This window comes from Ruminococcus sp. RTP21198st1_G1_RTP21198_201120, assembly GCF_040924265.1.
Lineage (GTDB): Bacteria > Bacillota > Clostridia > Oscillospirales > Ruminococcaceae > Hominimerdicola > Hominimerdicola aceti.
Genome location: NZ_JBCOMH010000003.1, coordinates 42,137 through 58,986, shown reverse-complemented (window position 1 = coordinate 58,986; position 16,850 = coordinate 42,137). Strand labels below are relative to the sequence as shown.

The following is a 16,850-nucleotide window of genomic DNA, read 5'->3' as shown; positions in this document are numbered from 1 at the left end:
CTGTACTCACCACTTTCTCACGTTGTACTTGTCACCAAAACGCTTTGCGAGGTTTTTTACTAGCCTGTTTACTGTCAAATAAAGATACTCGCTATCTGTCAGTTTAAAGCCGAAATATTCAATGACTTCCCTTGTGAACGTTTCGATAAATTCTTGCGTTTTTTGCTCAGAACGATACATTTCATCAGCTAGATTTTGAGGACTCCAATTAAGAAGATACATTCGATTGAATATGCTGTCTACTATCTCGTCCCTGTCCTGAGAGTTACCTATGTACATAAGGTCACACTCTGTAGCAGCGTTCTTACAGTGTATTTTGTTCTTGCCTGAGCCTAGTGACAGCAACATTTCTCCTGCTTCAAAATTGTCCGTTGCATATAACTCAGACATAGTAAACTGACCGAAAATGTTATGAAGAATTTCAATACTATCAGATGATTGCTTGAGCAAGAATTTATACTGCACGAGCTGAAATATCTTCTTAACTGTATCCACACTCTCACCAGTGTCGGACGGCATAAAGTCAAGAATTGATTGTGTTGCATACCAAAGTCCTGCATCATATTTTCTTGAGCGACGCTCAAGTTTAAGGATAAAATCAGTACACAATGTGTTTTTGGTATTGATGAAACGATGAGCTTCATCGATAAGGCAGATAACTCTGCGGCGGTCAAGAAGATTTACAAGGTTATTGTTATGAGCAACGTTCTTGCAAACCTCAGACCACATCAACGAGAGTATATTGAAAAGCTGTGCGTTATACACACTCTCGTCCATTTCAGACAATGCTTTCACATTAAAAACTATAAGATTTGAATTGTTTATCTCAATGTTTGTATGCGAATCAAACATTGTTCCATATGCACCCGAAACAGATAATTCTTTCACGTACATAAGCAATGTTTTATACAAAGTTATCTCGTCTGCTGAGAGCGTTCCCGAAGAGATCTTTGACGTTATAACATCAACAACGTCAGAAAATATCGGAAAGTTTTCTGGCGAAAGAGAGTTTACATCAGTGTATTTTGTTATACCCTTTTTTTGATAAGTTTCTACAAGGGCAGTTCTAAAAGCTGTCATAACATCATAGGTCATTGTCGGAACGTATTGATACATGAAAGTGCATATTCGTGATATTTCAGATATAAAATTTGTTTCGATAGCACTTTCTTTGGAGAGGAGCTGTTGCTGTGTATCATCATCGTTTTCTTCATCAAGCTTGTTTTCGCTTTGCCAATCGATAACTGTCCTTATCTGCAGAGGGTTTATAAAGGCACGTCTATCCATTGTAATGACCTGACCGTCATACATCATAGCAAGGTCCTTATACTCACCCTCAATATCAATAGCGAAAACCTTGTTGCCGATTATAAGCTGATTTTGCACCATTAACTTAAGCGTTACAGACTTACCACCGCCCTTTACTCCACAAAGTATCATATCATATGACGAGCGGTATCTGTTACGCAGAAACGAGTCAAGAAAGACAAGTCCGTTTGTCTGCGTGTAGCCCATAAACAATCCATTATCATCAATGTGTTCCTGATAATAAAACGGAAATTCTTTGGCGTATGTATCATAGATAGGCATTGGCGTTTGAATATTATTGCCCTCAACAATAAGTCTTGTAAACTCGGTAAACATCTGATTTTCAGGGACGTAAGAACGTAGTCCATTGTTTGTAGCCAACTCTTTCTGCACTACTGCAACACGCTTTTTCAATGCTGACAGGTCTTTATTGAAGATATAAAAACGCAGTGTCATATACACCATGTTTTCAGCACCATTCACTACTGAATTATATATCTCTTGTATCTTTGCAAGTTCTGTCTGAGTATCAATGTTATCAGCCATGCCGAGCCTAATTGCCCAACGAGAGTTAAGCTCGTCCATTGATTGCTTCAACTGTTCCTGAACATCATCACGAGCAGCGGTACACACGTCCCACATAGATACTATGTCACTATATTTCTGTGATACAAGCCGTGTTAAAGCAAGTGGAGCAAGCAATGCAGGAAAACTTTTTATGACAACTGATGTCACATATGTGTTGTTCACCTTAAAATAATTCTGACCGAATTTTACTGTGTCGGGCAGAACATAAGCATTGATATTTTGATAATCAATATCACGATTTTCACAGTCCGAAAAGCTTAAAAGCGTTCTCATAAAGCTTATTGTTGTGTCAAAATTGCACAGAGCCATAGATGTATCAGAAAACGCATTGCAGTATTGCTCTACCGCTGCATAAAGCGTATCAATATCGTTTGCATAAACAAACATATATGCAAGATTACTGCGGTGAGTTCTCTCCAGATCATCTATTTGTCGGAGCTTCTTATCGAGCATTGCCCTTGTAAATGGGTGCTGTGTTTGCGTTTTTTTGTATTCCAAGAACTCACGTTGCCTTGAAAGGTCAGGTTTCTTGTGACTGAAAATGTATTTATGAGGCAAGTCCAAAAGCTGAGTTGCACTACCGAAAGCATTAAACGCTGATATTTTATCGTCATTGGAATAGTGCATGATATCAATGCCGTAAATAGCCACAACAGACATATACTTTCCGATGTTATTATGCTTTAACCTGAACACATAGTTAGCCGCAAGATTTGTCCTTCCACCGCCAACTGTTGCTAGATCCTGCTCTGTCAAGCGGAATGAATTGAAATTTAAGTATGTACAAAGGCAATTCTTTGCATTCATTTTTACACGCTTATTTTTCCTTTTTTCTTTTCTTAGCTTCACGCTTGTCCTCCTCCTTTTTCAGATAATCAGCACAATCCACATTTCCTGAGCCGTAGTATGTTTTTTTCTGAGCAAAAAACCTCAGAAAGTCAAGCAAGCTTCCTCCAAAGCTCTTGCGAGGGTCTGAGGGAGAGCCTGCCGTACATATCATAAATATGACTAAACAGAACACCACAAATACATATCTCAACGAGCCAAACGCCATTCCTATGAACATTGAAGAAAAGAAAACAGCTATTATGCCCAAAAAACGATACTTTGTCAGATGTTTTGTCAACATGACCTTTGATTTTGTGGTTTTCGGCACTAAGCCTGCCCTTATATCATCATTCATTTACTCTGCCCCTTTCTAAGTTACAAAGGGCAAGCATTACGCCTGCCCCAATTTATTTTCTTTTATTTTCATCACGCATTGCTTTCTCAGCAAATGTAGGCTGTGTTTTTTCTGTTGCCATAGCTGTATCTGCATAGCTTGTTGTATTGCTCTCTGCATGATACTGTCTATCTGCAAATGTTTGAGCATTATAGCTACCTGAATTAACAGCTTGTGCTGATGAAGCACTTGTATCCGTGCCAAAGCTTCCACCCGAAGTGCTAATGCTAGGTGGTGTAACTGCACTAGCTGTTTGTGAGCCATCCATGCCTGATATGCTGTCCGAGCCAAAAGAGCCTTGCGCCACAGCATTTTCAGATGAACTATTATCGATGTTTGACGAAAATTCACCACTTTCACCTTGCTCACCCTGTTTGCCATTTTCACCTTGCAAGCCGTCTTTACCATTAAGTCCGTCTATTCCGTTTGTGCCGTCTTTTCCGTCCTTGCCACTTGTACCTACACCAAGTTTTTCACCCATTCCCATTGCCTTGCCTGATAAATTTTGTCCTGCACTTTTAGCCACTTCTCCGATAGGTTTGTTAGCAACTTCTCCTGCTTTACCGCCTACGGCTGTGCCATTAGCAGCTGCGCCCATAACGCCATTATTACTTCCAAAGCCGCCTACCATACCGCTGACACCGCCTGCGACAGCTCCGCCAACAGCACCGACAGCACCACGCATTCCTTTTTCAGCTTTATTGTCACTGTTTCTAGCATTAGCCATTGACGCTTTCGCACCACTAATACCACCTGAGATAGCTCCTCCGATACCGCCTGCAACTGTGCCACCCGCTTTTGAAATTCCTTTGCCTGCTATATGACCTAGAGTGTGTCCTGCACCTGAAGCTATCTGTCCTGCGGAACGCAGACCCATAATAGTTGATACGCCCGACTTAACGCCTGCGTCAATGCCAAGAAGATGTACCACAAGGTCAGGTCCGTCAATTACAAATTTACAGCCTGCAACTGTTATGAAAATAACAGCTATAGGGTTTGATAGCAATGATGAGTCCTGAATTTTGGTAAGTATCAGGATATATAAACGCAAATCTAGTACAACTATTATCACGGATAGAAAACAGTTAAGCAAATTCAGTATGACCTTTTTTAGCCGTCCTGCGCCACCCATATCTGTTGCCACAACTATTGGTGCTACTATCTGTGCAAACATTATGTCGTACAACAAGGACGCAAGTTTCAGTCCTGCAAAGATAAGACACACTGCCGTTATTACAAGCATGAAAAGCCCCCATAGAAAATTAACACGATAGAAGTGATTTTTTTCCGTTAAGTGACCGACAGAAACATATTGCCACATTTTATCAAACTGTGCTGACATATCTCCGTCACTAAAATCGGACGCTTCTTTTAATTGTTCAAAACTACCGCCACTATGATGTTCAAATCCATTATCCGCAAAATCTTCGATATTGGAAATGTTAAGTATTTGAATAGCACTCATTGTGTTTCCGTAGAAGTCTAACTCTCTAAATGCGCCTTTACTCAACCTGTTTATAGCTTCCTCAAAAGTATCGGAGTCTTGGCAATACATTATCATGGAAGCCACTTGACTAGCTTGTATATTTATGCCACGATTTTGAAGTTCGTGGGCAGCATTTTCCGCTGCTTCACGAATTAAGTAACATTCAAATGAAGCTTGATAATATGGAGCTTGTGAGGTTATAACGTAATAATCTGTTGAATGTCTGTTATCTCCCTCTCCTCGTGTTATTGTTATTTTATATGCGTTATCATCATCTTCTTCCGTATCAGAATTGTCTTGTACTCCAGCGTTAGCCTGCGCCCATGCGACACGCTGTTGCCAAAAAGCATAGTCATCGACAAGGTCTAACAGTTCAAGTTTATGCTCAAAGGTCAAATCATCAAATCTGTATGTAGGAGTCACATCATAATGGTCTGCTGTTGTAACTGTCCTATATTGCGTTTTTGAAGGATCTAAACCTAGATTAATATTCATTGAGTACACAGTGTTAGGATTTACACCAAATGACGATACTTGACTTTGTTTTACCAATTTATTTTGATTTATGCTGCTATTCACGTTGTAAATATTGCTTGCGAGAATATACTCACCTATCGTCCTATTTGTTGCAGTATCTTTTGTTGTATTATCCTTTGCAAACTGCACACCCACAGTTTTAAGGTCACTAAATGATGAAACGAGTATCGGCAATGCGATAAGGAAAAACAGTGACGTCAAGATATTTCGTACATAGTCTGTTATGTGTATCTTATCTGCATTGACGATGATAAGTATTCCTATAAGCACCACTGTCATTCCTGCCAACGCCCACGCTATAGGGTATATAATAGTATCTATGTTAAAAACGTCTTTTATAACGTTGTAAAGATTAAAATTCAGCACCTGATCCACAGCTTCTGAAATGTAATCCACAACATATGCAAGCCATTTCAGCAACGTATACTCAACATTCTGTACCATTTCTCCGTGCCAAGTTTTCTTGACGATTATCTCCTGCACTTCAGGCAGAAGTGTACGAGGGTCAGCCGCAAATGCAAGTATGCTCAATGACATTGTGCTTATAAGCAGTGTTATGAATACAGAAAACGCATATTTTTTCGTTTTTGATACTCTCATTATACTCTGACTCCTCCTGTACGTTCGATATAAAAATCGAAGTTAAAAAAATCACCATTGTATAACCTTTCTCTCATAATTATCCGTCCTTTCTGATTCTAATGCACTGTATGCACCGCTATAGGCTCAAAGCTTAAGACCCATAGCGGTACATACAATATGTACCGTTCGCTCCGCTTATTTGATAAAAAGCATACCGCTCGTTGTTGCTGACTGAAAATCCTGAATGAGTTTAGGACCAAAGCCGAGTATTGCTAAGCCTCCAAGTATTCCTATAAATACACCTTTTGTTTTGCTCATACCGCCATTGCCACCGCCAATAAGCATGATACCTGCGATTATAACTGCAAGAACTGATATGGCATAGCCAATATACTTAGCAGTGTCACCCAAGTCATTGATCCACTTGAGCAGACCAGACAGGTCAGCAAGGACTACAGCCGCCTTGCCATTGTCATTCACATCAATAGCGTCTGCACTTGCGGATACAGCGTTCATCAACATCATTGACAATGCGGCAACTGATGATGAGAGCGTTGCACCAATTTTCTTCATCTTCTTGTTTTTCATAGAAATCACTCCTTGATTTTTTGTATCAGCGTGACCGCTGAGTTGTATTTGTAACAGCAACTTCTTCACTGTTATCAACTGTTCTCTGTTCTGTAGCTTTCTCCGCTACAGTTAAATAGCTGACCAGTGTTTCGTTGTAGTCTTTGCCCAATTTAGGAACATGAACTGTAATGTTATACCTGTCAGCATACTTCTCATTTATTTTTGCAATTCCATTTCGCCCTGCTTCGTCATTATCTAAGCAAAGCACAATGTTTTTTATTTCAGGATATCTTTGCAGATATGATTGCAATGCAACATCTGATGTTCCCGACAGTGATAGCCTGTTTTGCTTTTTCCAAACATCATAATCAGGTTTTTGCCCCAATCGTTCAGCCCTTTTCTTTTCAGATATGACATACATCGTTGCATGACTTAGCAAGTCAACTGGAGCTTCAAAGACATAAACAGTATCCTTGTTGCCCTCAGGTGTCAAGTGCGTCAGATTGAAACTGAACTCTTTTTGACTTCCGCTTACATTCTTGGGCTTGCGCTTATAAAAGGTATTCGTTATCTTGCTCTCGGCAAACTTTGCTTCATTCTTATCATCAAAACCCACAAACACAACATTTTTGTATTGATCCTGATATATGTAACTATTTTTAATACAATAGCTGACTATATGAGAGTCTATCATTCGTGTTTTCGTGAGATAAGCGGCAGCGTTTCTATACGTTTCGCTTTTAGGTGGCAAATGAAATTCTTTTGGCTCATTCTTTATTTCAGGAGCTTTCACAAACTCCGTCTTAATATTTCCCGACAAGTCTATAATTGTTTCAAATGCTTCTTGAACGCCCATGCCGTCTATTTTCATAAGCCAGTCGATGCAATTAAGCCCCTTAAGTTTTTGCGAATTCCAATACCAACGTTGTCTGTCACCTTGAATAATCAAGCTGTCATGCTCATTACATTGATATACAGAGCCTACTCTTATAAAGGTAAAACCCTCTTTTCGGGATAAGAAGTCAAGCATATCCGTTTGCCGTGCGTCTGCCATTTCTTCAGGAGAATAACGTATGAATTTCTTGCCCGAACCTATATATTCACGGCGTATTGCCATTGATTTTATCCCCCTTTTCAGAGTATAAATTGACATTTCTATGCCTTGCCAACTCAATTATTGACTTTAAAGCTTTGCGTCGCTTATACTTCTCAGCGTCACCTTCTACTAAATTCATTATTTTATTGATGTAGTCTGTATAGAGCTTGATAGCATAATCAATATTTTCAATGCTCTTAAGGTCAATAACGTCCATATAGCCGTCAAATGCGATACAATCTTTTATTTCTGAACGAATAATTCCTAACGCTTTATGCTCACTGCCATAGTCCGCCACTAAGTACTCAGCTATATATAATCTGCTCAATACTCTATCCGCAAAAGCAAGTGAAAATGCTTCTGCACTTTTGTCCACGGACAAAATCTTGCAAGCATATGGCTCTTGTCTTACAGTTCTTTTAAACTCGTCTGCTGAACTGCACCCGAAATAGCTGTTAAACGCATTTTCATCGATATAAAATATCTTTGATAGTCGCCTATTACAGCCTATCTGAATTTTATACAATAATTTTCACCTCCGAAAGAAAAAAGCCCCTGACAATCAATCAAGGGCTTATATCTTAAATTCCTCTATTGCGTGAAGCAGCAATATCTTCATCGCCAAATGGAATACCAAGCTTTTCAGAATAGAGCTTTCCGACAGAACTTAAAGTTTGATATGTCTGATAATCATAGTCAAATGTTCCTACCTTAATATGCTCTCCGTTTGATTTAACTCCTTGCAATGTCAAAAGCTCACTATCTTCCTCCAAAACTATTGCACGGCACTGTTTAAACGTTAAGAACATCGTATCATCGACCGCAGGAATATCATCATCAACGATTTTTCTTGCTTTTTTAGATTTTTCATAAAATCGGTTATCACCCTGAACACTCTTAACGTATTCCTGTAGGCTACCATATTCCAAGCTCAGGTTATCATCATCGTTATAAATCTTCTCTATATAACTCTCAGGAACACTATAGGTGAACTTTGCAATTATCGTTCCTGAATTATCTCGGATGTAGCTCTTGTCGACAACAGAATTAACAGCGTCTTGTTTGAAAACTATATCCATATCCCCTGAGTTATCATTCAAGCCTATTTCCGATGTGAGCTTATTGAGTTCTTCTCTCTTTTCCTGATACTCCTTTAACTTTGGAAACTCTCGCTCTGCTATCTCTTTTGACTTCTGCATATTTTTTTGAGCTATTTTCAACTCTTCCTTATGTTTCGATAACAACTGTGGCATATCAACGTCTATAGCATTATCAATGTTATCAAAAACATCTGTGTTCGACACGCCAAGAGAAGTAAAGAGCGTTGCATTTTCGTGCGAAACTATTGTCTTGAAAGAGCCATATCCGCCAAGTGATGAATACTGAATTTGTATTTTAAAACCTCTGTAATCACACACATCAATAGGCTCTTCGCCACCAACTTTTCGCAATGCTTTTACAGCCTTGCCTGCTTCTTCCCTATCTGTTATCTTGTTATCAACTATTTCTACGCAGAAATTCTCAGAACGTGGATATTGCTTTGAATACTCTACTGCATTATCGAATATCTCGATAAACTTCTCTGCTCTTTTTATTTGCGTAGGAATAGTGAATGTTATTTCTTCTCTTGCTTTCATTCTATCAGCTTCAAACTCTGCCTTTTCACGGCGCAGATTATCCACCTGAGTTGAAAGCTCGAGCTGTCTTTTAATACGAGGGTCACCTGTTGCCAAAGATTTTATCTCAGCGTAGTTCAATGCCGCTTCGTCAACATCATCTATCGAACGTCCGAGCGGTTTATTTGTCATAACTTGGGATATAAACTTCTGCTTATACTCTATTGTTTGCCATGAATAGCTATCAAATGTACCCTCTGTTGCATAACGGAAAATTTCGACCTCCTTGCAGTCATTTCCCTGACGGAGTATACGTCCCTCACGCTGTTCGATATCAGACGGACGCCATGGAACATCTATGTGATGAAGTGCGCATAGTTTTTTCTGAATGTTTGTGCCTGCACCCATTTTCTCCGTAGATCCGATAAGTATACGCACTCTGCCCTCATTCACATCTTCAAAGAGCTTTACCTTTTCCTTATCATTTTTTGCGTCATGAATGAATTTTATCTCTTCTTCAGGAATACCAAGAGCTATTAGCTTTTCCTTGATATCATCATATAGGTTAAAACCCTTTGACGGCGTAGAGCGGTCAAGGAAAACTACCTGTGTCAGGCTATCATCTTTTGTTTCTTCCCATTTGTTGAAGATGTTATTTACCGCCATATTAACCTTGCTGTCAGGATTATCTTCTACAGTTGGGTCAACAAGTCGCATATCTAACGCACACATCTTTCCGTCATTGGTTATTTTCAGCATATTATCCTTGCTAGGGTCAACTCTTTTTTGATGAACTTCCTCTGCTCTTTCGCCACAATCAAAGATAAATAGTTTCTGTTCCTCTGACGGCTTAGTCAGGCATATCGTATACTTGCCGTTTTTCAGCTTTGGCACTGGTAACTTCAATGTTTCTGCTGTTTGGATATCTGCCACTCTGCGATAGATACTCATCAATTCAGGCAAATTTTTAAACGTTGAGCAACGTTTTTTGGCTCTCCACGAGTTACCTGTAGGAGATAACTCTATATTTGTTGTCACTTCTGCAAAATCGGCAACCCATGAATCGAAATGCTGTAGACCTTTTTCTCTGAGATAATCAGGCTCGAGATATTTTTTCATGACATACATTTCAGTAAGTGAGTTTGAGATAGGCGTACCAGTTGCAAATACAATGCCACGATCCAATCCATTCTGCTTTTCCTTAATGTACTGAATTTTCAAGAGCAAGTCCTCACTTCGTTTGGACTCAGTCGTTTGTATGCCTGCAATCCTTGACAGCTTTGTGTTTATGGAAAGATTTTTGAAATTATGTGCTTCATCAACAAAAAGTGCGTCAACGCCAAGGTTTTCAAAATAGATATTATCGTCCTGCTCAGTATCATATTCAAGATTTTTAAGTCTTGTTTCTAACTGCTTCTTCTTTTTCTGAGCGTCCTTAACAGACAGATTATCGTCATCATCAGAACTCTGGATAATGTCTATAAGCTCATCTATCTGCTGTTGATAGTATTCTTTTCGCTTTTCAGGCGAAATTGATATCTTTGCAAAAGTTGAATAGCCCATTATTACTGCGTCATAATCTCCTGTTGCTATTCGATTAACAAACGCTTTTCTCCTGCTTTTCTCAAAATCCTCTGATGTTGCAAGAAGAATATTTGCGTCAGGATAAAGCGTCAAGAACTCTTTTCCCCACTGTCCTATCAGATGATTAGGAACAATAAACAGCGGTTTATTTGCAGCACCTATTCTCCTCATTTCCATGGCAGCGGCTGTCATTTCAAATGTTTTTCCTGCACCGACAACGTGAGCAAGCAATGTGTTTCCACCATACAAAACTCGTGCAACTGCATTTTTCTGATGATCCGCAAGCTCTATTGAACTTGTCATTCCTGCAAAAAACAGATGTGAGCCGTCATACGTTCTTGCACGTTCTGTGTTATACTTTGAGTTGTAGATGTTTTCTAGGTCCTGCGTTCTATATGCGTCTGTCCATACCCATTCTTTGAATGTTTCCTTGATTTTCTCAGCCTTGTGATTAGCAGCTATGGTTTTTTCTACGTCTTTTTCTCTGACCTTATTTCCCTTATCATCATAGACCAAGTGACCCAGCTCATCACGCTTATCACGCCATACTGTGCTATCTCTCAGATTAAGAGAGTTTTCAAGTATGTACATAGCATTTATATCCGCTGTTCCATACTCCGTGCTTGTGGACGAGTGATAATTGCCATTGACCTTATTTGACAGTTTCCAATTTGCTGTTGCAGTGTTGTGTTCAACAACTGTACCAATGCCGAAAACCTCTTCTACAAATTGCTCTATATATTTTTCAGGTATCCATGATGAGCCTATCTGAGCTAGTATATCAACTGCTTTGATTTTTTCAGGCTGTACCTTTTCAAGTGCTTCAACGTTTACTTTCAGCTCAGGAAACCTTGATGATAGAAGTTTTGCTTTTCTTAGCTTTTCGACCACATTTCCCGACAAGTATTCGTCTGCCGTCAACCAACCATCAGTAGGCTGAATGTCAGCAGAAAACAATTCGTCAGGGTCACGATACATAAGTATGCCGTTAAGTCTGTTAATGCACTCGTCTACCTTATATCCTGTGATTTTTGATATATGATTAAGGTCAATATATCCATATTCCGCAAGAGTAGCCTGAAAGCCGTCCTCAACTGTATCACAGTGAGTTATTTTTATTGACGGACGTATTGTTCTTTTCAATAAAATATCTGACTTTTCAAACTTTGGTGTTTCAATGCTCTTGAGAAAATCGAGATTATCGTCCCTCACATATCTGAGAGTGTTGTAAACCAGTTTATTGTTCGGGTCTGTTATCTTGCCGTATTTTACGGAGAAATAATTATACTTGCTTTCAAGACTTATTCTGATTTTCTCGTAGTCCTCGTCCGATATATCTGTATTTTGAATGTTTACAGCATACCTCAAATCTTTGGCAAGGTCTATCGCAAGAGTGAGCATTCCCTTTTCTCTTTCTGTAAACGCCTTGCCGCTTTTCCTTTTTGCTTCTACAAGAACGCTTCCGTTTCTTTTATAGATATTATCATTAATTGAAACGTAAAAGCCGTCAGGAATGTTTTCAGGTGCAGGCAATGCTTCTTCCTGTTTCTGCGTATCGTCTGCTTCAGCGGCTACTGGTCTGAGAGATAATTGTGTATAGCGCACATCTGTATTATTCACTAGATTTTCAACACACTCTGACAATGCGTCTTTCAGACTTTTATCTGAAAAAGGGTCAACTGTCATTTCAGGACCATATGGACCTGACTTTATTTTTAGCTCTCCACATATCATTTCAGGGTGATTGATAAAATACTGATTTATACGCTGACCATCTTCATTATATGCGGTATCGACCCATTCACTGAGTTTTGTCTGTGGAAATGACCTCTTCTTCAGAAAGATTATATCACTGACAACTGTTGTGCCTGCATTAGCTTTAAAAGCCGTATTCGGCAACCTTATAGCACCGATAAACTCAGCTTTTTCGTCTATTTGCTTTCTGATTTTACTACTCTGCTTATCCATTGTTCCTTTTGACGTGATAAAAGCTATCACACCATTTGGACGGACCATTTCAAGCGTTTTTAGGAAGAAATAATCGTGTATCATAGCATGGTCACGATTATACTTCTTATCAACAACACTGTAATCACCGAAAGGAACATTGCCGACTGCCACATCGAACGTGCCTGCTCTGAGCTTTGCGTTTTCATAGCCACACACCTGAACTTCTGACTCAGGGTAGAGCTGTTTTGCAATCCTGCCTGATATGCTGTCTATCTCCACCGCAGTAAAGAATGACCTATCTGCAATATTCTCAGGCGCACAGCCGATAAAGTTTCCAACGCCTGCGGCTGGCTCAAGTATTTTACCGCCACTAAAGCCAAGCTCTGACAACGCTGTATACATTGCGTTGATAACAACAGGCTGTGTATAGTGGGCATTAAGCACCGAACCTATGGCATTTTGATATTCTTCTTCCGTCAGAAGATTTTTCAGTTGTTCATACTCCTGCGACCACAAGCTATTATTTTTATCAAACGCTTCAGTGATACCGCCCCAACCAACATACTCCGACAGCACTTGCTGTTCATCTTTGGTTATGTTGCGATTTTCTTCTTCAATCTTTTTTAGAAGCTGAATAGCTGTCACGTTTCTATTGAATTTCTGCTTTGGACCTCCAACGCCTAGCTGTTCGTCAGTGATAACAAAATTTTCAGATAAAGAGCCGCTATTGACTGAGCCTTCATCATCTATTTTAACAAAGTTGTTAGGCTTAGTTGCCAATGCTTCAGACTCAACTATCTCCTTTTCCCTCACCGCTTCAAACTCGGCAATGACCATTGACAGGTCCTCATCATGAGAAATAGGATACCAACCTGTATTATAGTCAAGGAGCGTAACTGTATTTTTCTCTTTGTCGATTTTTGAAATCGTGTAATGGCGTTCGCCATAATCTATTTCATCACCAACTGCAAAAGGTATCTCAACTTCCGTATCTTCCAATGTCGAATTTTCAAAGAAAGAGAGTTGTTCTGCATTATTTTCCTGCTGCATACCCTTGACAATATTGCGACTTTGGTGTATAATAACATTAGAGTCAAGAGCGTTTAAGCCCTGCGAGAATTGTAGTCGCAGCACACTGAACAGTTCTTGGCTTTTTTGTTTGTTTATATACAAGATATTATCTGCTTGTAACTCTAGTTCCAAATGTCTGTCAAAGTTTTCTCTTCCATATACACTTGTTATAAAATTTGAGTTTACTCTTCTAAGATTATAATTTCCATTACCACTTGGACGGACACTTACGATTATAGGATCATTATCAATATCAATTTCTGATGTTACAACTACTAAACTATCCTGTCTTGATAATGAGTCATATATCATTACTGGATCTGCAAGCCATTCAGGTAGCTTTTTTATTTGTTCTGTAGTTAAGCCATGTGTATGCTTTTCCAAATCTTTTGGTTGAACAACTTTTTTCAAATGTTTTTGCGTATAAAGCATTGGAAGTTGCTCACAGCCAACGTCAAGCAATATCTGAGGTGTATCACATACCTTCAAGTCATTGTATCGGTTTGCATTTCCTGCAAATACATCATCGACCTGTTCTGCAAATGATTTTTCAGAGCCGTTATCATCAACAACCTTGATGTTATCAGGGTCATTATCAATCATTTCAATATGCTTTATAATGACATAATCATCATCCGTTTCAGCTCCGAGAAGAAGTGCTTTTGCCGTTGACTGTATAAAGCTTTCTTTGTTATATACAGCGTCATAGTCTTTGAAATATTCAAAGAACTGATTTTTTTGATTATCTGAAAAAGAGGAAATAAACTTGACCGCTACCCTATTTTCTAGGTCAACTTCAACTGCGTACTCACCGCTCTCTTTGTCAACAACATTAACAATGTTATCTCGTTTTTGCTCAATGATATACTCTCTCGATACACCATTTTCGGAAATAACGATCGTATTGTCCTCATCTTCTGTATTGTCAGCGATAATACTTTCATTAATCTTAATATCATTTATTTTCGAAATGATTCCGTCAAGTATACCTGCAATATTGTTTCTGTCAAAACGCTGATAATCTATATCGTGAGAGTCAAGCAGTGTATTTATCTCACCGTCTTTTTTTATGCTTTCTTCAAGATTATGAATTCTGCCCTCTTGCTCAAATTCGACAGACAAGTCACGCTCAACAACAACATTATAGTTGTTATAATTCTCATATTGAGAAAAAACGCTCTCTATATACTCAGGTGCATTTTCTTTTAGATAGACTGTGTTAAGCAAAAGAGGCGAATCGGTGACTACCACATCTACATTGTCAAGCATTATATCCAGACGCCTTTTTTGTTCTGAAAGTATTTTGCTTTGATTTTTTAAAGTTCCATCAAGGTGTTCAAAATCCTTAGCATATACAAGCTCTTTTGCAACTTCGGAAACATAATCAGCGTGATACCCCAGTTTCTTTAATTCGGCAACAAGTTGTAATGCAGTTGTTGATTTTCCTGCCCCCGGACCTCCATAAATATTAACGATAAGCGTGGTGCTTATGGGTTTAATATTGTCCTCATTCTCATTTTTGTCCATGGACAAAACATTCGCAAATGTTATCTCTTTTCCATGTATGTTTATGGCTTTGACAGGTCTATACGCCTGAGTTGAAATATTATTGAACCAAGTATCTACAAAAGAATTGCAATTATCCTGTTCGTCACTGTCTGGTTCATACGTTTTATATATGCTCATGCCGTCCTGTTGATATGAAATTGCAGTAAGTGTTTTATTTTTACTATCAATATCAAACACTATTTCAGGGTCAACCATTAAATCGCCATTCTGCTCATAGTAATGTGCCATTGCTACAGAATTGCTACCGATTTTGTCCAAGGACAAAGTCATAAAGCCTAAGTCGCTTTCAAGCTTGAGATATTTATAGTCCGTCAGAAAATCAGGAAACAGCTCGACAAACTTTGAATACAGTCTTTGCTGTTTCATCGTGCTTGCGGAAATAATATTACCACGGTATTTTTCCGTTTCTTTTTCTTCTTTTTCAGATGTTGCCTCTATGGTGTTGCTTATGGCATACTCGTTATCCCTGATGAGCTGCTTAACATAGCCGCAGGCAGTACGCCAGTTTACACAGTATAGTTCCGCTCCATTAGCGTCAGCAAAGACAACGCCCTTGGAAGTCGCAGACCATTTGACTACATCAGGCATTTCAGCAAGCTCGATAGGGTGTGAACCTTTATATACAGCATAGGTATACCGCATAAGCACCTTAGCTGACTTGTTGATGTTATAGAACTTGATAACTGCCTGCTTATTAACTTTTTTATAATCCGCCTGAAAAATCTGTTTAAGCACTGTTTCCTGTTGCTCAGCGGTAAGCGTCAGACGTTCAGCTTTTTCAGGAACTTCTACAAATTCATTGTAGTCAGGCTCAGGCTCAACCGTATCATCAGGCTCAACAACATATCTATCATCTTCTTTTTCAGATATATCATTTTCCGTTTCGATATCAGCATTATCTGTCACTGTTGTTTCTTCAACTGTGACTTTCTGCTCAAACTCTGAAATATCATCATTGACAATTGGCTTACGCATAGCCTGTCTGCCCTGAGCTTCTTCCAGTGACACAGTTTTTACAAGCTGTTTTGCAGTTCGGCAAAAGACATTGACATAGACTGCCGCAACAGTACCTACAAGCTCCTGAGCATTTTCATTGATTACAGGGAAGTTTGAAAAATCGTACTTGTACTGTTCTTCAATGACGTTTAATCTTTCGCATACTGTATATGTAACTGTTTCTGCGATCAGCTCACATAATTCCGTTGAAAGCTGTCCTGTTGGTGACTTTGGGTGTGAATACACCGACTCGAAAACATAATCATAAATGTTATTATGAAAGGTTTTCTCACCACGATCTGCTCTTGTTTCACTACCATTCTTTTCGTACATCTTATCCAACATATCAAAGATATACTCATTATATGATACGTTGTATTTCCACGGCTTGATATCTTTTCCGTTAGTTTGAGATACATCAAACAAATGTTTCTTTATGCCGTTTTTGTCATAAATGGTCATTGACCTTGTACCACCATTGATACGAAGTCCAATATTGCTCCATACCTCAAATGGAGCTACAGCCGTAGCATTTCTGTTAATATTGTAAATCTGAAGCTGTTCATCATATGGATAGGCATATAGATTAGACGCAAACTTATGAAATTCGAGCCATTCCTGCAAATTAAATTTTTTCATCTTTTTATAATCCTCCGCAAACAATTCTCTTAAAAG

Annotated in this window: 7 protein-coding genes; all 7 read right to left on the bottom strand. The window is 38.9% G+C overall.

All coding sequences use genetic code 11. The annotated features are described in order from the left end of the window. Nucleotides 1-6: 6 nt before the first annotated feature. On the bottom strand, nucleotides 7-2,745 hold the full coding sequence (locus AB5627_RS02735) for a VirB4 family type IV secretion system protein (protein WP_256321587.1): 2,739 nt from the start codon (nucleotides 2,743-2,745) through the stop codon (nucleotides 7-9). Next, nucleotides 2,714-3,079: a hypothetical protein gene (locus AB5627_RS02730; RefSeq protein WP_195220733.1), complete on the bottom strand. Its 366-nt coding sequence runs from the start codon at nucleotides 3,077-3,079 to the stop codon at nucleotides 2,714-2,716. The genes AB5627_RS02735 and AB5627_RS02730 overlap by 32 nt, the downstream gene beginning before the upstream one ends. Nucleotides 3,080-3,131: 52 nt before the next feature. Next, complete coding sequence (locus AB5627_RS02725) at nucleotides 3,132-5,741, bottom strand: hypothetical protein (protein ID WP_256321586.1); 2,610 nt, start codon at nucleotides 5,739-5,741, stop codon at nucleotides 3,132-3,134. A 177-nt stretch (nucleotides 5,742-5,918) separates the two neighbouring features. After that, entirely contained in the window at nucleotides 5,919-6,311 is a 393-nt protein-coding gene (locus AB5627_RS02720) for a hypothetical protein (protein WP_022288328.1), read from the bottom strand. A 25-nt stretch (nucleotides 6,312-6,336) separates the two neighbouring features. Then, nucleotides 6,337-7,410: a DUF3991 and TOPRIM domain-containing protein gene (locus AB5627_RS02715; protein ID WP_256321585.1), complete on the bottom strand. Its 1,074-nt coding sequence runs from the start codon at nucleotides 7,408-7,410 to the stop codon at nucleotides 6,337-6,339. After that, a complete protein-coding gene (locus AB5627_RS02710; protein ID WP_256321584.1) occupies nucleotides 7,394-7,915 on the bottom strand; it encodes a hypothetical protein in 522 nt (173 codons plus the stop codon). Before AB5627_RS02710 ends, AB5627_RS02715 begins: the two co-directional genes overlap by 17 nt. Before the next feature lie 55 nt (nucleotides 7,916-7,970). After that, nucleotides 7,971-16,814: an SNF2-related protein gene (locus AB5627_RS02705; protein WP_265290551.1), complete on the bottom strand. Its 8,844-nt coding sequence runs from the start codon at nucleotides 16,812-16,814 to the stop codon at nucleotides 7,971-7,973. Between the last annotated feature and the right edge of the window lie 36 nt (nucleotides 16,815-16,850).